The organism is Maribacter zhoushanensis (assembly GCF_029350975.1).
Lineage (GTDB): Bacteria > Bacteroidota > Bacteroidia > Flavobacteriales > Flavobacteriaceae > Maribacter > Maribacter zhoushanensis.
On the sequence record NZ_JARKMR010000001.1, the window covers coordinates 1,278,514 to 1,298,569 of the forward strand.

A 20,056-nucleotide genomic window follows, 5' to 3' on the forward strand; every position below is an offset into this window, starting at 1 on the left:
AAAAAAAGAGGTCTAAAAGACCTCTTTTTTTATGTCTTAAAATTTAGTCTAAAGAGGTATCCACCTGCTTCTGTAAAAGCTGAACTCTTCTTAGATCATCTGAAGCTTGTAAAACTTTAGATTTTAGAGAAGGTTTTAAATCAGGATTTTCCTCTAGAAAATTCTCTAAAATTTTATAAGCCTCTGGCGAAGTATAATTACCTACTGTACCACTTAACCAGCGTTTCGGAAAAAAGATATCTCCCGTTTTTTGAATTTCATCCAACAGTTCTATGCTCGGTCTTAAATATTCAATAGATGTGGTTTGATGTAAAGGATGATTTAAATTATTCATTGCATTCACTACCCAAGATTCCTTAGCTCTGTTTTTTTCGAGTTTTAAAGATTCAAAAAATGTATTTTTAGTTTCAATGTCTTTTGATAGGGAAGGGAGTAAAAACTGAAATCTATTTAATTTGTCTTTATTACTGATAGCTAGCTCCGCTGTTTTTAAGATGTTTTCACTTTCAGGATGTCCGTATAAGGCTAAATCCATAGCTAATTCAGTATAATTATCGTTATTTAATTTTAAATTATTAATAGTTATATCCTTATTCCATATGCCGTATAAATTATCTAATGATTCATTGGTGTAGCCTATAGAGGCATATGTAGAGTATAGTGTTTTTGTAATACTGGCAGGTAATTCTTCCTGTAGTTTAGACCATACTTGTTTAGTAATTTCATTTTGATAAAAAAGTCGTTGTTCGGCAGATAAATATTTCCAAAAAACGGATGTTGTGTACCTAGATATGAGATTGATCAATAACTCATTTTTTTCATTTGTTAAGCCTTTAGCGTATAGCTTAATCGCTGCATCAGGAGTTATACTACCATTTAACATATTCTCATATACATTTATATAAGCGTAACCTCTGGCTACTTGATCCTTCAAAGCAGGTATGATATTAAGATCTTCCTCCTGAACAGGGAATACGCCATAACCTTCGGCATTAGAATTATAAATTATGGAAGTTGGTTTAGACAAGCCAACAGCTTCATCAAGAACATACTCATTACCTATCATGTTAATGGTTAACGTTTTTGTTTTGTTAGGATAAAGAAATAGCACTTCAAATGTTTGTGGCCATGAATGATCGGTTTTATCTTCTGCTTTTTGTAATAGTTTAAATGATGTGATTGTATTATTGGCATCATATTCAATAGCATTACTAAAAATGGGTCTACTTGAATTATTTACCCAAACATTGCTCCATGCAACCATGTCAGTAGTAGTTTCTTTGTCAAGAATATCAATTAGTTCTCCCCATACGGCATTCTTAAAAGCAAAGGTTTTAATATATTCTTGGATACCTGTTTTGAACTTTTCCTTGCCTAGTACAGTTTCAAGTTGTCGCATCATTATGGGTGCCTTATTATAAATAATACTGCCATATAGGGAGCCTGCATTGTTGAGGTTTTCTAAATTTTGACGAATAGGGTTTGTTCCTAGTGTTCTGTCTTCGCCGTAAGCATTAGGGTAGTGGGTAATCATAAAAGCTAACTGATGATCAATATCTGGAAAAGCGGGATTCATAATTTTATCTGCCATGAAATTGGCAAATACCTCTTTCATCCAAACATCATTAAACCAATTCATGGTAACTAAATCTCCAAACCACATATGAGATGTTTCATGTGCAATTAGTTTTGCGCGGCTAAGTTTTCTGTTGGCGGTAGCACTCTCATCTAAGAAGAGTGAGCTTTCTCTATATTGTATGGCTCCCACATGCTCCATGCCGCCATATTGAAACCCGGGTATAGTTGCATAGTCCATTTTTTGAAATGGAAATGGATAAGCTGTATAGGTCTCCAAAAATGATAGGGATTGCTGATGAAGGTCAAAAATGGAATCTAGACTATATTTAATTTTGGTAGTATCGGTTTCACGGTATAATAGGGTCATATCCATATCAAACGGTTTCTTGGTCTTTGATTGAAATTTACCTGCAACAAATGAGAATAGGTAGGTGCTCATTTGGTCAGAAGCACCAAAATTATGTTTAGTATATTCACCTTGTGGTGTTTGTTTTATTTCTTTAGCACCACATAAAACTTGCCAGTCTTTTGGTGCTGTGATGCTAAGTGTATAAACGCCTTTAATATTAGGTTGGTCAAAACAAGGGAATAGTGTTCTTGCTCTATCCGGAACCAATAGGGTGTATAAAAAATCTTCGTTTCTATTTAAAGAAAGCTCGCCTGCATCAAAATCAATTACGATATTGTTTTTCCCTTGTACCAGAAATTCTTTAGATAAAATGATGTGTTCATTTTTATGAAGAATAGTTACATCGGTACCATTAATATGTACAGATTTTATTTTTGAGGAATCTTCTTTAAAATCTAGGTAAACAGGCTGTTGAAGTTGATTTAAATCAAAATCTAACACTAGTTTAGAGGGTATAGAAGCTTTCTGTTCATTTGGTATTTCAAAACTTAGATCGTAATGAACATTGGAAACTTGAGAAAATCTGTGGTTGGCCAGCTCTTCTGAAACACCTATTTCTACAGTTGATAAAGGCTTGTCTTTAGAGTTGCAAGAATAGAAAAGTGTTGTTAAGAAGCAAAGGAAAAAAAGCTTTTTCATAAAATAGAGTTATATGCTGTGGTGAAAGTACTTTATTGGAAAATATTTTCCAATTTTTGTACAGCGTATAACTCTAAATGAGAATATATTTATGAAATGGCGATTATAAATATAAAAGCCAAATAGTTTATTTTTACTTACCAGCTTCGCCAGTGTAAGCCTTCCAATCTTTTTCTTTGTAAATATCACTACCAAAATAACGCGCTATTTCTAAAAATGGCTCAGGTTTTTGATATCCAGGTATTGGCGAAAGCATATTTAATTCTTCGTCCAAGAAAATAGTAGTTGGGTAACTAAGTCTACCTTGCATTAAGGCAGCAGCAAATTCATGATATCCTTTTCTACCTGATGGTACAAATTTGTATGTTTTCCCTTTGTATTCAATAGGGTCTTTACCTTCTCCGTCAAACTTTACCATATAGTAGTTCTCCTCCATATAGGCAGCTACTTCAGGATTTTGAAAAGTATCCTTGTCCATTTTCTTACACCATCCACACCAGTCTGTGTACACATCAATAAAGACCTTTTTAGGGTTTTCATCCGTTGTTGATAATGCAGCAGCTTCATCCCAAGAAATCCAATTTACCTCTTGTGCATAACTTGCGGCCGAAACAAAAAGTACGGCTAAAAATAAAATTGATTTGGAAAAAGATAAATACGTCTTCATGAGTTTATTTTGAGTGTTTAGTCCAACTATTATACCAAAACTAACGTATTTTTAATTGCTTTATTTCACTTTAGCAGTTTGTTTAACACTGAACAAATCTTTTACATCTACTTGATTGCGAATTAAATCTTCAAAATTCTCTCTTTCACGTATAAGAATTGCTTTTCCTTTGTGCCATAGAACTTCTGGTGGTCTAAATCTTGAGTTGTAGTTACTTGCCATGGTAAAGCAATATGCACCTGCATTTTTAAAGCAAAGAATATCCCCTTCGGTTATCTCGTTTATTCTTTTATTACTGGCAAAAGTATCTGTCTCGCAGATGTAGCCGACTACAGAGTAATAACGTTCTCTTCCTGTTGGGTTAGAGATATTTTTAATAGTATGTGTTGCTCCATAAAGCATAGGTCTGATCAAATGGTTAAAACCAGAATCTATACTTGCAAAAACTGTTGAAGTCGTTTGTTTAACCACATTTACTTTAGCAAGAAAAACACCGGCTTCACTTACCAAAAATTTACCTGGTTCAAAAGCCAAGGTCAAATCTTTACCGTATTCTTTACAGAACTCATTAAAACGAGTACTTAGTTTTTTACCTAGTTCTTCAACATTGGTTTCAATATCACCTTCTTTATATGGTACTTTAAAACCACTACCAAAATCTATAAAATCTAGATTTTTAAAATTACGTGCCGTATCAAATAAGATTTCAGATGCATATAAGAATACATCAATGTCCAAAATATCACTACCGGTATGCATATGTATACCGTTGATGTTCATTTTCGTTAATTCTACAATGCGAAGCAAATGTGGAATCTGATGAATACTGATGCCGAATTTAGAGTCTATATGACCAACGGATATATTAGAGTTACCACCTGCCATAACATGCGGATTAATTCTAATACATACAGGTATGTTTGGGTGTTTACTACCAAACTGTTCTAGAATAGATAGGTTATCTATATTGATACGAACTCCTAATTTAGCAGCTTGCTCTATTTCTTCTAAAGAAACTCCGTTAGGAGTGAATATGATTGATTCTGGCTTAAAACCAGCTAATAGTCCTAATTGTACTTCTTGAATAGAAACGGTATCTAAACCGCTACCAAGACTATTCATTAATCTTAAAATGGTAATGTTAGATAGTGCTTTTGCAGCATAATTAAGTTTCAATTTCTTTACAGAACCAAATGCTTTGGTCAATCTATTGAACTGTGAAACTATTTTTTCCGAGTCATAAACATAGACCGGATCACCATAGGTTTTTGCGATTTGCAATAAATCCTCATTTCTCATGCTATCTATTTTTTAGCGAATTTACTTTTCTAAATGATCAAGAGCAAAAAATAATAACATAATAATAGTAAAAATAACAAATTGTGATATTTGTAACATGTTGGTGTTTTAATTATTTTGGAGCTAAATAAAGCTCTTTGTACATTTAGCACATGAGATTACCATTATTTCCTTTGCAGTCTATTTTCTTTCCAGGTGAAACGGTGCCACTTCATGTTTTTGAAGATCGGTACAAACAATTAATCGAAGATTGTAGAAACGAAGCTATTACATTTGGTATACCTGTTTACATTAATAATAAGATGGAATATGGTGTTGAGGTACAATTGGTAGAAGTAGTTACTACCTATGAAAGCGGAGAGATGGATGTGGTTTGTGTAGCAAGACAAGTATTTAAGTTGCTGGCTTTTGATAATGTAATGGAGAACAAGTTGTACGCTGGCGGTATTGTAAAGTTGTTGGAATACGATTATGAAGCATCAAAGGAGAAAAAACAAACTATTATTAATGGTATAAAACAGTTATATGATATAATGGAGGTGTCGTACACCAAACTCAATGTTGATGAGTTCAATAGTTTTACCCTAGCACATAAAATAGGATTGTCTTTTGAGCAAGAGTATCAGTTATTGCAGATCCCTACAGAAAACGATCGACTTAATTTTATAGGTTTACACTTAACATCTACAATTACGGTCTTATCAGAAATAAACAGAACCAAAAAAACGATAGAGCTAAATGGTCATTTTAAAAATTTTGACCCATTAGATTTTAAAGATTTGGAGATTTAAGCCTTTTTTGGACTGAAAAAATGAATCGTATTCTTATAGTTTTGTGTTATTATCTAGATAATTATAGTAGTTGTTCTAATTAATCCTCAGTATTTTTAAATAATTACTTCCTGTTTCCTATTTTTGCTTAACATTTAAATTCACCATATATATGAACCTTCACGAATATCAAGGAAAAGAGATATTAGCAAGTTTTGGGGTGCGCATCCAAAGAGGAATAGTTGCCCAGAATGCAAAAGAGGCTGTTGAGGCTGCAAAGCAATTAACTGCTGAAACCGGAACGGGATGGCACGTTATTAAAGCGCAAGTACACGCAGGTGGTCGTGGTAAAGGTGGTGGTGTAAAATTAGCCAAAAACCTAAAAGAGGTAGAAGAGATTGCAAACCAGATTATTGGTATGAACTTAATTACACCGCAAACTTCTGCGGAAGGTAAAAAAGTACACCAAGTATTGGTAGCAGAAGATGTATACTACCCAGGTGAAAGCGAAACTAGTGAATTCTATATGTCTGTTGTTCTAAACAGAGCTACCGGTAAGAATATGATTATGTATTCTACGGAAGGTGGTATGGACATTGAAGAAGTTGCAGAAAGCACTCCACATTTAATTTTTACAGAAGAAATTGATCCTGCTACAGGATTGTTAGGTTTTCAAGCAAGAAAGATTGCTTTTAATTTAGGACTTTCAGGTACTGCGTTCAAAGAAATGACAAAATTTGTTGCGTCATTATATAAAGCATACGTAGAAAGTGATTCTAATATGTTCGAAATTAACCCAGTATTAAAAACATCTGATGATTTGATCATGGCTGTTGATGCTAAGGTTTCTATTGATGATAATGCACTTTACCGTAGAAAGCAATATGCAGAAATGCGCGATCTTAGAGAAGAGAACGCTATTGAAGTTGAAGCAAGAGAAGTTGGTCTTAACTATGTAGATCTTGACGGTAACGTTGGTTGTATGGTTAACGGTGCAGGTCTTGCAATGGCAACTATGGATTTAATTAAAATGGCAGGTGGAGAACCAGCTAACTTCTTAGATGTTGGTGGTACTGCAGATGCTAAAAGAGTTGAAGAGGCGTTTAGAATTATATTAAAAGATCCTAACGTTAAGGCAATTCTAATTAACATATTTGGTGGTATCGTTCGTTGTGATCGTGTAGCACAAGGTGTTGTTGATGCATACAAGAATATGGGCGATTCAATGAAAGTGCCGATCATTGTAAGATTACAAGGTACTAATGCTGAATTGGCAAAAGAGATTATTGACAATTCTGGTCTTGCAGTACAATCTGCTGTACAGTTCCAAGAAGCTGCAGATAAAGTAAAAGAGGTATTGGCTTAAAACCAATTCACTTTCAATACATTTTAAAGACCACTCCTATTGGAGTGGTCTTTTTTTTTTGCCCTTAATTTTCTTAGTATTATAGAATATGTAGTTTATAGTATATAAAACTGCATATTTTATTAATATAATATTAAATAGATGTTAAAATTATCATATTAACATTTTGAATGCGTTATTTTGTAGTATACGCAATATATGTGTCTAATTTCAAACCTTAAATATATATACTATGAAGAAAGTCAAAATTATTTTAATCGCAATGCTAGCATTTGGGATTGGAACTGTTACGGCTCATGATAAAGAGTCTAAAGAGGATAAGGGAACAAAATGGATAACTGCTCAGATTTATGATATGTTAGCCGATGAGGATATACCCGTTCAAATAAGAGGCGCTAAAGCTGAAATTAAAATTGCAGTCGCGGAAGATGGCATGTACAGGTTACTATCAATTAAGTCTTCCAATAGTCATTTAAAAGAATTTTTGAAGAACGGTATCGATTTTAAAAATCTTGAACCAGGCAATAGAGATTTAGTTTATGTTATTCCAATTGAAATAGTAGACTAGTAGAATTACTACTTACCATTTTATAAAGAACGCTTTTTAAGCGTTCTTTTTTTTGTAAAATAATAATGTATTATGTGTTTAAGGTGTATGCTATCTTAATTAATCGTAATCAATTTTGAGGTTAATCTATACTTTGTGTTACCGAAATGAAATAATGGTTAAGACTATGGAAAGGTGTTTTTTTAATGGTTTGTATTTTTAATTTTGAGCTGTATAATTGAGGAATTAGTATTAAAGAGTTGTTAAAATGAGTTTAAATTGTAACATTCTTATTTTACAATCGTCTTTTTAGTAATTCATCATCAATCAATTAATAGTCATACTTCAGAAAAACTGAGGTAAAAAACAAAAAGTCATGAGAAAATTAAGTTTAGTAGTCGTAGCTGCAATGCTACTTGCAACAGGTAATGTATTAGCGAACGATGTAAAAGGTGAAAACCCTTCAAAAAATCTTTCAACACAGATTTCAGAAATGTTAACGGAGAATAATTTCTCTGAAGAACATAACGATTTAACAGCCCAGGTTCGTTTTACTTTGAATGCAGACGGGGAAATCGTTGTGTTATCTGTGAATTCTAAATTTGATAAAATGGAAAGTTTTGTCAAAGGCAAATTAAACTATCAAAAAGTTAATTTGGCAGACGTAGAGGAGGGTAAAGTATATACCATTCCTGTGCGAATAGAGGCTTAATTATTCAATTATGCCATTAAAAAATCTTAATACACAGATGTGTATTAAGATTTTTTCTTGTTTTTATACTTCACAGAGCTAATGGCGGTATCTACCTTGTTCATTTGCTTTGTTTTAAAATCTTTTCTGTCATTATTTTTTTGGGTCGGTCTTTTGGTACTGGTACCCATAGCCAATAAAACTTCGCCTGGTATTTTTGGTTCTTCCTTTGTTCCGCGTAAATGAAGAACTAATCCGTTTAAAAAATTGCGTAGTACTTGGTCACCGCATTCCATATAATTAGGATGGTCTTCATTTCTAAAGAAAGCACCTAATTCACTTTTAGAAATTTTAAAATCTACAAGCTGTAAAATATCTACAATTTGATCATCTCTAAATTTTAAGGCAACTCTTAGTTTCTTGAAAATATCATTATTTGTCATAGAGCAAATTTAAGGATTGCAAGTTATTACAAAAATATGACCTGATAGTTGCTGTGTACTATTAATAGATTGGTGAATATATCTATTTACATTAAGAACTAACAGTCTCTGTACTTGAAACTGATTTTTAAGAATGAAAATTCAACATTTGTTTAAAGCCTTAAAAGAGAGCAATTATATATTCTTGGTTTATTGTTATTCGTCGATTTTTCCGCAAGACATATCGTAAAACATAATATTTATGAATTTTAAATGTTTTATTTGTAGGAATATTCTTTCAATATAATTATATTTAAAGAACGCTAAACCTAAAGGCGGGTACTGTTTTTAAAAAAAATATATAATAAAATTTTATAACAAGAATGATTCTTAAATGATAATGACCATCTAAAAATTGAAGCGTATGGGGAAAGAAAATGTGAAATTAAAGATAATATCTGGCATGATTCAATCCTCAATGGTCAATAGCGGTCTAGATGAAGTAGAATATGATTTCATTTGCTGTGTTAGTCAACAGCTGGGGTTGGATCAAGATATTGTTGATGCGTATATAGAGGAACAAGAAATTTTCATTCTTCCGGTATCAAGTGAGAGTAGGGTTTTAAAATTTTACAAAACCGCTTTACGTGATAAAAATTTATGTATTAGTCATTTTAAATGGATAAGAGCATCTTACCGGCAAGGGATATCGCTGGGTTTACCGCAAAAGGTAATTAGAAACTTTCTATACGATATTCATTTTTCTGGGGATCAAGCGCAAGGAGAACGGGTGATCAGAAGTTATTTTTCTAAATAAATATTTTAGAGTTTAAACAATCATTGCCGCTACATAACAAACAAATGAAATAAAAGAGCTGTATTGTGCGTTTAAGATTAATAGCCGCTGAATATCAAATCTTTACGTAAGAATATGCCTACTAATAAAGAGAAATTAAGTATTTTATCAGAAATGATATCTTTTGCCAAAGTAAATAACGAGGTAAAGGAGTCAGAATATGATTTTCTTTTTTCGGTTGCTCAACAATTAGAAGTGAGTAAAAAAACTTTTGATAGTCTCTTTACATCTAATGTGGAGCATGTAATCCCTAAGTCACAGTCTGAACGTTTATTGCAATTTCATAGACTTGTGTTGCTCATGAATGTGGATAACAATCAAGATGTAAATGAGGTTAAAAGAATTTATGATATTGGTTTAAATATGGGCTTGCCACCAGGTGCTATACAGCAAGTACTTTCTATTATGCACAATTATCCAAACAAAGTAGTGCCGCCAGAAGTATTGATTTCTATTTTCAAGGCACACTATAATTAAGACCAAGAAATAAAATCGGCATCTAACTGCTCAAGGTCTCTTTTGTTTTTGATATTATTGTTGGCATCAGCTCTTAATTCATCCATTTCTGCTTCAATAATTTCAAGTTGATTAGAATTTATCACATGATTTGTAAGTGTCTTTAACATGTGCATTAGTTTTCTCATAACAGTGATGTCGTGTTTACAGTAAAGTCTATACGTTGCCATTACGTTGAATAGTATCTCTGAAAATTTAGAACATTTTATAAGTGCCCAATTGTCTTTGTTTTCACTGCTAAGGTATTCATAGTCTTGTTTACGCATTAAGTCTAAAAATAGAGAAGTTAGGTAGTCAATAGTATTTAAAGCAGTGCCTGGGTCATTTATGCCTGGTGACATTGCCTTTATACCAATCTCTGAAATTTGTCTAAAACCATAAATATAGTTTTCTCCCACAAGCTCTTCATGACTAAAGAGCAGTGTTCTCATAATCTTTTCTTTTAATTCGTTATCTAGAGGTTTTTCAGTTTTAAAGCCAACAGTACCATTTAAAATAAATTGACCTTTATGTAATTGAATTGCAATTTTAAATGAGTGCTCTTTACATAGTTCAAGCAAGTCATCATTTAATATTCCGTAGAAATAACCGGTTTTATTGATTTCATATGCTTCCCAATGTTCTTGGTTGGGAAATTTAAAGGTGTTTGTTTCCTGATTTTCAACAATTGATATTACTTCAGATTTTGTTCGTGAATGAATTGCTTTTAGAATGTTGCCTACCTGTATAGCTTGAGAAATATGGTGGATAAAATAAATAAATGCAGCCAAGCAAACCACTACTAATATAATACCTATCAATACTGAAAAGCCTGGTGTTTGGTACTCATTTTCAGTAGGCTCTATTGAGATGAGTATGAAAATATTATAAAGAATAGTGGCAATGTCTAGACCTAAAACAATCTGATGCTTTTGATCAGATATTATACCGGGTAAAACTCTTGGCGAGAAATTACTAGAAGCTTGATTTAATAACACCATTACCATGGAGAAGCTAAATACAGTTAATGAGATTAAACCGCCTATTAAAGTGCTTAAAATGGTTTTAGCAGTGTCTGTATCATCTATTACCAAAGTAGGGGATACTTTAAGGAGATAAGCGGAAATGTTTTTTTGTTCAAGATATATCATTAGAAAAGCCAATAACAATCCTGCTAAGGAGATAATGGTAGGATAAAAAGCAATTCTAGAGCGAATTTTATCAATAAAGTTGGTTAGTCTGTTCATTAGTCAAAATCTATATATAAATCTAGTGATTGTCTCATCGTATAAATGGCTGATATGATAAAATTACAGACTCGTATCATATATTAATGCCATTTTGACATTATTAAATGATAGATAAATGTCAATTTGACATATATTTTGTGTTGGTATAGGATTTGTTCTATTCCAATCAACTATTGAAATTAATTTATTAAAAAAAATACGATTATGAGTTTAGCAAAGAGAAGTGACGTTTTGTTCCCGGCATTAATGAATGAAATATTTAAACCAGATTGGTTTGGTGGAACTGAGAATTCACGTTCAGCTGTACCGGCAGTGAACATTAAAGAAAATGAAAAAGATTTTGAGTTAGAGCTTTTTGTACCTGGTAGGGTTAAAGATGATTTTCAAATAGAAATCGATGATGCTGTTTTAACTATCTCGGCAGAAATTAAAGAAGAGAGTGAAGAGGTGAAAGAAAATTTCACAAGAAAAGAGTTTAGTATTTCGTCTTTTAAAAGAGCATTTACTTTACCTGAAACTGTTGCCACAGATAAAATTGAAGCGACATATGAAGATGGAATTTTGAAATTTAATCTTCCGAAAAAAGAAGAGGCTTTACCAAAGCCAAAAAGAATGATTGAGTTAAAGTAAGTTTTAATTACTAAGTTTTTTTTAGGTTGGTTTGAGTTGTTTAGTTGAAGTGCTTTGAGAAATCAAAGCACTTTTTTTATGTCCTTATTAGTTCAAAATTTTCACACTAAAACCGAACGTAATTTGTAGTTCTTCTAGTTGATAAATTAGCTCGTTTATAAATGATACAAGATGGATTTTTTTTATGAATTTTTTCCTTGAATGTGATTTTGTCAATTGATTATTTTATGTTCATTTTTTATTGAATAATGAAGTAGGTTTATCTCAGTTTTAGGATTTCGAAAACATGGCTTTGGTGATTTTTGAAACAGTATTTTTGTAGTAATAATTAACTGGTTTTTGGTCAATAAAAAAGTTGATTTTATTGTTTGAAAAATTAACGTAAATTCGTAATGTCTTCGCGTGGATATTTCTTTCGTGAAAGCATTATTAATCTTCAGGAGATTTTAATAAAGGAGAAGCAGTAGTTGTTGTTGATAAATTGAAATGTTCATTTAAAATCTGCATAAAAATTCATTTTTCAACTAATATTAAAGATTTAGTCTTGTCTAAAAATTAAATTTAAATATTTTAATACCAGTGTTTTAAAGTGTTTGGTTTGAAGTTTAAATATATCTTATTCAATTTTTGTCATTTTTGTTGAAAGCTTACCTTATTCCTGCTCCTGTAAAGACTTTATTTCGTCTCTCAGCTTTGCAGCTTGCATGAAATCCAATTCTTTTGCCGCTTTTTCCATTGCTTTTCTTTTGTCTTTTATCAGCTTTTCTTTTTGCTCTTTTGTAAGGTAATCCATGTCCGGTTCGGCAGCTCTTAGTTCCTCTTTTATGAAGTGATAAGTAGAGACTGAATTTTTAGAAAGTACACTATCCAAACTTTTATTCAACGCCTTTGGCGTAATGTTATTATCGGTGTTATATTGTATTTGTTTTTGCCTTCTATAGTTTGTTTCGTCAATTGTTTTTTGCATACTGTCGGTGATCTTATCCGCGTACATAATTGCACGTCCATTTAAGTTTCTGGCGGCTCTACCAACAGTCTGTGTCAAGGATCTATTACTACGTAAAAATCCTTCTTTGTCCGCATCTAAAATAACGACTAATGAGACCTCTGGTAAGTCTAATCCTTCACGTAATAAATTGACTCCAATTAGTACATCAAAAATTCCTTTTCGTAAATCTTGCATGATTTCAACACGCTCCAAAGTGTCAACATCACTGTGAATATATCTACATCTAATATTAATTCTGTCTAAATATTTAGCCAGCTCTTCTGCCATTCTTTTTGTCAAAGTGGTCACTAGAGTACGCTCATCTTTTTCAACTCTAATTTGTATTTCTTCGACCAAATCATCAATTTGATTTAAGCTTGGTCTTACTTCAATGATAGGATCTAAAAGTCCGGTTGGTCTAATCACTTGCTCTACATATACCCCCTGACTTAACTGTAATTCATAATCTGCCGGTGTTGCACTAACATATAAAACCTGATTTTGTAACGCTTCAAACTCTTCAAATTTCAAAGGTCTGTTGTCCATAGCTGCAGGCAAGCGAAAGCCATAATCAACCAAGTTTACTTTTCGCGAACGGTCACCGCCATACATTGCATGTACCTGTGGTATGGTTACGTGGCTTTCATCAATCACCATCAAATAGTCATCAGGGAAATAATCCAATAAACAGAATGGTCTGGTGCCAGGTTCTCTACCGTCTAAATATCTAGAGTAGTTTTCAATACCTGAGCAATAACCAAGTTCACGTATCATTTCCAAATCAAAGTTGGTACGTTCCTCTAAACGTTTTGCCTCCAAGGGTTTTGCAATATCCTTAAAGTAGTCTATCTGCTTCACCAAATCATCTTGAATGTTATGAATGGCGTTTTGCAGAACGTCTTTAGACGTTACGAACATGTTTGCTGGGTATATGTTTAGATTTTCATATACTTCAATGATGTTATTGTTAAAAGGGTCAAATGCCTCTATCTCCTCAATTTCGTCACCAAAAAAATGAATTCTATAGGCGTGGTCGGCATAACTTGGAAAAACGTCAACTACGTCACCTTTAACTCTAAAGTTTCCGTTTTTGAAATCTGCCATGGTTCTAGAATACAGCGACTGAACTAACTGCTGCATTAGTTTGGTTCTAGCAATTACCTGGTCCTTTTTTATGGAGATTACATTTTTTTGAAATTCTATAGGGTTACCAATACCATACAAACATGAAACGGATGCAATTACGATAACATCTCTACGACCTGATAATAAAGAAGAAGTGGTACTTAAACGTAATTTCTCAATATCTTCATTGATAGATAAATCTTTTTCAATGTAGACACCGCTGGTAGGTATAAATGCTTCTGGTTGATAATAGTCATAATAAGAAACAAAATACTCTACTGCATTATCAGGAAAAAACTGCTTGAACTCTGAGTATAGTTGAGCTGCCAAGGTTTTATTATGCGCTAATAAAAGTGTAGGTTTTTGAACTTGCTCTATAACATTTGCAACGGTAAACGTTTTTCCTGATCCGGTAACACCCAATAATGTTTGGAATTTTTCCTTTTCATTTAACCCTTTTACCAATTCTTTAATGGCATTTGGTTGATCTCCAGTGGGTTTAAACTCTGATACTACTTTGAACTTCATACTATAAAATTACGAAAGAAGCACGATTTAAATGAACTCGATAAGAAGTTTAGTTGCAACTATCGTTTCAACGAAAAATGACCGGTAATTGGTTGTTGATTAACAAAGCTTGCTTTATACCAATAATCTGTTTCTGGCATTTCTTGATTATTGAAAGTTCCGTCCCAACCAATACTAGTTGGGCTTAATTGTTGAATTAGACTTCCAAATTGATTGAAAATATAAATTACTTCTATAATGGGTTCAGTATTTTCAACTGGTGGTATATATTGCCAATAGTCATTATCCCCGTCACCATTGGGTGTAAAGAAATTTGGAAATCCATTTACGGTTAAATCTTGCTCAACAAATTTTGTTGCAAGTCCGCATCCATCTTTATCCCGAACATATATAGTGTGGTTTTGTAATGAGAGATTGGTAAAACGGTTAGTGTCCTGGTACGGTCCCTCTTTATTATCTATGGCATATTCATAATTGCCAGTGGTAGTTGTAAAAATTTCATAGTTGAGAGAGTTGGCAGTTATTTGAACTTTTACATCCGCTATTTCAGGTATTTGAGATATTTTGACTTCAAACATTTTTGAAGAAGAGCATTCAAATGTTCTGCCAGATTCCTCAATGTTCACATATGCTTCGTGTATATATTTACCTTCTTCATCTATTGATACTTCTGCTGTTGTAGATAGTAATGTTTCATTGCCTCTTTCATCCAATTTATACCATCTATAGCCATCAGCTTCATCTGTTGCGGTTATAACATTAAATTCATTGTCAGTGCAGATGGACACGGAATCAGGGAAAGATAATTCGGGATTTAAAACTAATAATTCTCCACTAACTGGGTCAAAATATGGTCCGCAACCTACTAATGTAGAAAAGGTTTCTTGAGTACAACCAATAGCTTCGCCAGCTTCATTAAAGGGGTAGATTGAGATAAAAAAGGTTCGGTTAGGTTCAAAATCTATAATTACCGTTGAAGTCTTAAAAAAAATGGCATCTTCTAGAATATTGGTTTCAAAGGGAGAAGTTCCAATTGATACCCTATAGCCTGTTGCGTTAGTAACGGCGTTCCATTCTAGAGTTGGGCTTAACGGTACATTTGTCTCTCCGTTAACTGGAGAAATCATAGTTGTACATATAGGTAAAACAGCTTCTGGTGCAGTGGTAAACATTACTGTACTGCACCCTGCAGCAATGCCTATTCTGTTATAAGGTATTATTGTGATAAAGATTTCTGCCTCTGGCGGTAAATCTGTAGGGGTGTTATAATTAAGTGAATTTCCCAAATCTGTACTCGTAAGAATTTCACTTCCGTTTAAGGTAGTTCCAATGGATAAGAAGTATCCTGTAGCATTAGGTGCTGCATTCCATGAAATATTTGTTGCCGTATTGATGTCTAAGGCATCATTTGCAGGAAAGGTGGAAGGAACACATTGCGGAGCTTCGCTTAAAGCAGCTGTTGTAAAACTTTGACTCTCACAAACTATATTAGGCTGGTTGAAGAAAAATAAGGTTATTGTAATAAATATTTCTGTACTCTCGGGTAAACCTGCAGGTGATGTGTACGAAGTTAAAGCACCAACATTTCTTTCGTTTAATATATCATTACCACCAGGGGAGGTACCTAGAGAAATGATATAGCCCGGAACCCCTGTTATAGCTTCCCAACTAATAGAAGCATCAACAGAAACTAAGGTAGCACCATTTATAGGGCTAACTAAGGCCGGACATTCTTGTGCCGAGGTTTTAAAAACAGCAAATAACAGTACTATAAAAAATATGGGCGCAGCCAATATTTGGGGTATTCTATAGTCCCATTTCTTTTTCATAATATATTAGTAAACAATACAATATACTACAAATTGAAAATCTTCACTTTTAGAATTCTGTTAAATAGGGTTAATTGGGTAATACTTTAGATGAATTAAAGATCGCGTTTTTTAAGAATTGCGTAAGAACCATAAATAAAAATGGCGATCCACACTACAACAATCACAATTTCATACCAATGAATGTAATAGTCCAAAGCAAGCTTTTCTCCCATTTGGTTGGCTACAGATTGTACGGCACCTAATCTAGAAAATGGTTCTTTAATTAGATTGAACATGGCTTGTAATGGAAAAAAGCCCATAATTGTATCTGTAGTCTCGCTATCAAAAAACTTCCATCTAATGATGCCTCTAAATATGCCTTCTAAAACTTGCCAAAGTATTAAAAAACCAAGTGCAAAAGCGGAACGTTTTACCAGAACGCCCAGAAAAAGACAAAAGGAAAAGAAGCCAGTAAGTTTTACAAAAAAGGCTAAAAGGAACTCTAAATCCGTAAAAATGATTGATAATTCATTGAAATCGGAGTAAATAAGCCCCAAAATCAAAGAAACTATAAAAACGAATATCGTTGAAACTAATGAAAAAGTAACGACAGTCAAGAATTTAGAAAGGATGAATTCCTTTTTTGAGAGTCCGTCAATTAAGTTCTGTTTTATCGTTTTATTACTGTATTCGTTAGACATCATTGAAACAATGACAATGGCTAAGAATAATTTAAAAAATGCTGTTATAAACGTATTAAAATGCCAGATATAGGGAAAGTTAAAAATACCTTGGTCTGCCAAATGGAATTTTATAGGACCAATATCAAATTTTATGGCCGCTACCAATGCAATGGAGGTTAAAAGCGTGAAATAAGAAATAATCAACACCTTGCTAGCCCTGTTATTCCATAATTTTATAAATTCTATTTGTAGTAATCGTATCATGATGGTAGATGGTTAGGCGTTAACATTTTTGGTTAGTGCTAAAAATTGCTCTTCTAAACTTTCTTTTCGTTTTACTAAATGAGATACAATTATGCCTTGATCAAAAAGTAATTTATTTAGCGTTTGGGCATTTAACTCTGAAGTTAAAATTGCCGTAACCAGACCATTTTCTTGTTTTATATTACCAAAATGTTCATTGCTATTTAAGTAGGATGTTAGTTTTTCCAAATCATCGGATTTTAATTCGAAAAATCCGAAACTGGCCTGTAGACTATCTACCCTGCCCGAGTATAGTTTTTCCCCTTTTCTTAAAATGACTACATGTGTACAAACTTTCTCGACCTCATCCAATAAATGTGATGCCAATAGAATTGTTGTTCCTTTTGCGGCTATCGTCTTTATAATTTCCCTGATTTGATGAATACCTTGCGGATCTAAACCATTGGTAGGTTCATCTAAGATTAAGATTTCTGGATCGTTCAATAGGGCAGAGGCAATAGCCAAACGCTGTTTCATCCCCAGAGAAAAAGTCCTGAATTTGCTGTTTTTTCGGTCTAAAAGACCCACTAAATCTAGCTTTTCTTCAATTTTATCTTCTGAGACATCTTTAATCTTACAGACTAATTTCAAGTTCTGTAAAGCGGTCATGTATGGATAGAAGTTGGGGCGCTCTATAATGGCACCTACTTTTTTCAAAGCTTCATGTGTTGAAGTATCGCCACCGAACCAAGCGAATTCTCCGTTGGTTTTATTGACTACGTTTAATACAATGCCCAGGGTAGTTGATTTGCCGCTACCGTTAGGTCCAAGAATACCATAAACATTCCCTTTTTCTATAGTAAACGATAAATCTTTTACTGCAGTTAGGTGCCCGAATTTTTTGGTAAGATGATTGACTGTTAGAATAGTACTCACGTCAAGTTTTTTGATTGGTTACAACTACTTGACGATAAACTTAAAGGTTTGTTACAATAAATATTTAATTTGCTGTAGCCCTGAAGGTGATTCTTCTATTTGTAATTACGGTTTTTGGGGTGTTAAAATTGACTGTAACTGTTTCTGAAGGGTCGTCTGCAGTAATATTACTATCGGTTTGATCCTGCGAATTACTAATGTTATTGGTGTATGTTGCAGTTGATGTATTTACATCAGGTAAAGAAACACGCGTTACTAAGGTCAAGGTTTCTAAATCGCCACTGTTCATACTACCTACAGACCAATCGGGATAAGAAAAACTTCCTTTAGAAACTGATGATGATATCAAAGAAATACCATCAGGTAAAACATCTGTTAGTACAAGATTAGAAATAGCGTTTATTCCAAAACTTTCTACAGTAATTGTAAATGTTACTGTTTCACCGTCGTTAACCGTATTTTTATCCGCTACTTTTTTTATTACCACATCTGGATCACAGTAATATGCCGTAAGTGGTTGTGAATCATAGGTACACCCACCTTTAGTAACTCTTACATAGTAGTCACCTGCTTTAGTAGGCGTATAGGTTGGACTATTGGCTCCTGCTATTAGTGCTCCATTTTCAAACCACTGGTAATCATCAAAATTTGGGTCTATAACTTCCACTTGGGCAGTTGGTAGGCAGCCGCCTCCGGTAACCTCAAGATCTACTTCGGGTACAGTGTCAAAACCTGAGAAATATCCGGCAATACCTCTTGCACCACTAAAACCTATAAAACCAACGGCTATAGGTCCGGTTGATTCTACAGTTACATCTCCTGTTAAATTTGCAACATAGTATGTTTTCCATAAGGTTGTTCCTGCAACAGCAGAAGAGGCGGGGAGGGCAACTGGTCCCGTACCGTCTGTAACCGTAATATTTGCATCTGGGGTGGTGGTAGAGGCAATTAACGTTACACCACCGGTCATGGTTACCCCTGCAGCATCTTCTATATGTGTAATATTATCTACCGTATCCGGTAACAAACAGTTAACGGGAGCTATAAAGTTTAAACCTTGAGTGTATATGGCACTTGCACCTGCCATTAGCTGATAGGCATAAGCATCTTTTGAAGTGGTTACAAACATATTACCACCTGCCGATGATACTGAATAATTACTTTCTGGTATCTCAAAATAATCACCATCGTTAATTGTAGCTATAGCTGTTGTGCTACCATTTACATAAATATTGGTACCATTTTGTGTTCCGATTATGATAGGTATTTCGGTTTCACTTGTACCATTACCCCTTATGAAAACATATTCTTTACCTAATTTGTTTTGAGGCACTGGCTGATCAATTGCGGCGTCTCTACCAGAATATCCTACCCTTACACTCGTGTTAAGACCACCGTTACTTATAACAATGGGGTTGTTAGAAATAACATCTGCACCTAACCAACCATCTGCATTTGCAGGAGTTTCGGCTACATAAGCTTCAAAAACAAAAGATTCATTGGCATCTAAATTTATGGTATAGGTATCTGCTGTAATTCCATCACGATCATTTCCCAATCTAAATTCACAATCTGGATCGTAGCCAGAAACTGTGACCGTAGTACCGTTCTCAGTAGCCATTATACCAAGTGAATTTGTTAAACTTGATTGGGTTCCTTTATTGGGCGCTCCACCCCATTTAAAGTGAGTACCCATGGCTTGCCTTCCCTTACTTGTCAATGAGGTGGCTTGTGAGCCTGATCTACCCCTATAATTGACATAGAATTTTTCTCCTCCCGGAGCTTCTAATCTTAAACCTCCACTTGTAAGAACAATACCGGTATTGGCGTTGCTCATCATGGTAACATTATTATCACCATTTGTAAGCGCAATTTCTTGCGGTGCGGTTTTAGAAATAGTTGTAGTAGTGTATAGGGTAGTAGACGTACCTTGATATACATTTACTGTAAATGCCGTAGTCTCCGGAGTAGACAAATAAATGCTTTGTTGTGTTACTGCCTGGTTATTGCCACCTTGTTTTAATGGCGGTAAGTAATGTAAATCGCTTAACTGGGAAAACCCTGCAGCGGAAACCATCATTAGTAATAATAGTAATATATACTTTGGCTTCATTATAAGCGTA

17 protein-coding genes are annotated in these 20,056 nt (G+C 33.7%); 7 read left to right on the forward strand and 10 right to left on the reverse strand.

What is annotated here, in order from left to right; translation table 11 throughout:
* Window positions 1-43 precede the first annotated feature (43 nt).
* From PXD56_RS05515 to lysA, 3 genes are all read right to left on the reverse strand, one after another.
* Window positions 44-2,626: a M1 family metallopeptidase gene (locus PXD56_RS05515; RefSeq protein WP_276492317.1), complete on the reverse strand. Its 2,583-nt coding sequence runs from the start codon at window positions 2,624-2,626 to the stop codon at window positions 44-46.
* 133 nt (window positions 2,627-2,759) lie between these two features.
* A complete protein-coding gene (locus tag PXD56_RS05520) occupies window positions 2,760-3,293 on the reverse strand; it encodes a thioredoxin family protein (protein WP_276492318.1) in 534 nt (177 codons plus the stop codon).
* Window positions 3,294-3,353: 60 nt separating this feature from the next.
* Window positions 3,354-4,592 carry a diaminopimelate decarboxylase gene (gene lysA, locus PXD56_RS05525; protein ID WP_276492319.1) on the reverse strand — a complete coding sequence of 413 codons (1,239 nt, stop codon included), beginning with the start codon at window positions 4,590-4,592 and terminating at the stop codon, window positions 3,354-3,356.
* A 152-nt stretch (window positions 4,593-4,744) separates the two neighbouring features.
* Between lysA and PXD56_RS05530 the strand changes: the two genes are divergently transcribed.
* The 4 genes from PXD56_RS05530 (at window position 4,745) to PXD56_RS05545 (ending at window position 7,987) form a co-directional block, all read left to right on the forward strand.
* Window positions 4,745-5,383: an LON peptidase substrate-binding domain-containing protein gene (locus PXD56_RS05530; protein ID WP_276492320.1), complete on the forward strand. Its 639-nt coding sequence runs from the start codon at window positions 4,745-4,747 to the stop codon at window positions 5,381-5,383.
* A 151-nt stretch (window positions 5,384-5,534) separates the two neighbouring features.
* On the forward strand, window positions 5,535-6,728 hold the full coding sequence (sucC, locus tag PXD56_RS05535) for an ADP-forming succinate--CoA ligase subunit beta (protein ID WP_036152884.1): 1,194 nt from the start codon (window positions 5,535-5,537) through the stop codon (window positions 6,726-6,728).
* Between the two features lie 232 nt (window positions 6,729-6,960).
* Complete coding sequence (locus PXD56_RS05540) at window positions 6,961-7,296, forward strand: hypothetical protein (protein ID WP_276492321.1); 336 nt, start codon at window positions 6,961-6,963, stop codon at window positions 7,294-7,296.
* Between the two features lie 355 nt (window positions 7,297-7,651).
* Window positions 7,652-7,987 carry a hypothetical protein gene (locus PXD56_RS05545; RefSeq protein ID WP_276492322.1) on the forward strand — a complete coding sequence of 112 codons (336 nt, stop codon included), beginning with the start codon at window positions 7,652-7,654 and terminating at the stop codon, window positions 7,985-7,987.
* 44 nt (window positions 7,988-8,031) lie between these two features.
* Here PXD56_RS05545 and PXD56_RS05550 read toward each other — a convergent pair whose 3' ends face one another.
* Window positions 8,032-8,409 carry a DUF1456 family protein gene (locus tag PXD56_RS05550; RefSeq protein WP_276492323.1) on the reverse strand — a complete coding sequence of 126 codons (378 nt, stop codon included), beginning with the start codon at window positions 8,407-8,409 and terminating at the stop codon, window positions 8,032-8,034.
* A 403-nt stretch (window positions 8,410-8,812) separates the two neighbouring features.
* On the opposite strand from PXD56_RS05550, the gene PXD56_RS05555 reads away from it, so the two are divergent.
* Together PXD56_RS05555 and PXD56_RS05560 are read left to right on the forward strand one after the other, a co-directional pair.
* A complete protein-coding gene (locus PXD56_RS05555) occupies window positions 8,813-9,205 on the forward strand; it encodes a hypothetical protein (protein ID WP_276492324.1) in 393 nt (130 codons plus the stop codon).
* 114 nt (window positions 9,206-9,319) lie between these two features.
* On the forward strand, window positions 9,320-9,721 hold the full coding sequence (locus tag PXD56_RS05560) for a TerB family tellurite resistance protein (protein WP_276492325.1): 402 nt from the start codon (window positions 9,320-9,322) through the stop codon (window positions 9,719-9,721).
* Here PXD56_RS05560 and PXD56_RS05565 read toward each other — a convergent pair.
* The gene (locus PXD56_RS05565; RefSeq protein ID WP_276492326.1) at window positions 9,718-10,986 is read right to left on the reverse strand and encodes a DUF2254 domain-containing protein; all 1,269 of its coding nucleotides are present in this window, start codon (window positions 10,984-10,986) and stop codon (window positions 9,718-9,720) included. The genes PXD56_RS05560 and PXD56_RS05565 overlap by 4 nt on opposite strands.
* Before the next feature lie 207 nt (window positions 10,987-11,193).
* Between PXD56_RS05565 and PXD56_RS05570 the strand changes: the two genes are divergently transcribed.
* A complete protein-coding gene (locus PXD56_RS05570; RefSeq protein WP_276492327.1) occupies window positions 11,194-11,619 on the forward strand; it encodes an Hsp20/alpha crystallin family protein in 426 nt (141 codons plus the stop codon).
* Between the two features lie 652 nt (window positions 11,620-12,271).
* On the opposite strand, the gene uvrB is transcribed toward PXD56_RS05570, so the two are convergent.
* The 5 genes from uvrB to PXD56_RS05595 all read right to left on the reverse strand — a co-directional run bounded on the left by uvrB (window position 12,272) and on the right by PXD56_RS05595 (window position 20,046).
* On the reverse strand, window positions 12,272-14,260 hold the full coding sequence (uvrB, locus tag PXD56_RS05575; protein WP_276492328.1) for an excinuclease ABC subunit UvrB: 1,989 nt from the start codon (window positions 14,258-14,260) through the stop codon (window positions 12,272-12,274).
* Between the two features lie 59 nt (window positions 14,261-14,319).
* Window positions 14,320-16,089 (reverse strand): T9SS type B sorting domain-containing protein, encoded by a 1,770-nt coding sequence (locus PXD56_RS05580; protein ID WP_276492329.1) that lies wholly within the window; start codon window positions 16,087-16,089, stop codon window positions 14,320-14,322.
* 95 nt (window positions 16,090-16,184) lie between these two features.
* Entirely contained in the window at window positions 16,185-17,018 is an 834-nt protein-coding gene (locus PXD56_RS05585; RefSeq protein ID WP_276492330.1) for an ABC transporter permease, read from the reverse strand.
* Between the two features lie 12 nt (window positions 17,019-17,030).
* Window positions 17,031-17,933, reverse strand: coding sequence for an ABC transporter ATP-binding protein (locus PXD56_RS05590; RefSeq protein WP_276492331.1), 903 nt, complete (start codon window positions 17,931-17,933; stop codon window positions 17,031-17,033).
* A gap of 64 nt (window positions 17,934-17,997) precedes the next feature.
* Window positions 17,998-20,046, reverse strand: coding sequence for a DUF11 domain-containing protein (locus tag PXD56_RS05595; protein ID WP_276492332.1), 2,049 nt, complete (start codon window positions 20,044-20,046; stop codon window positions 17,998-18,000).
* Window positions 20,047-20,056 lie beyond the last annotated feature (10 nt).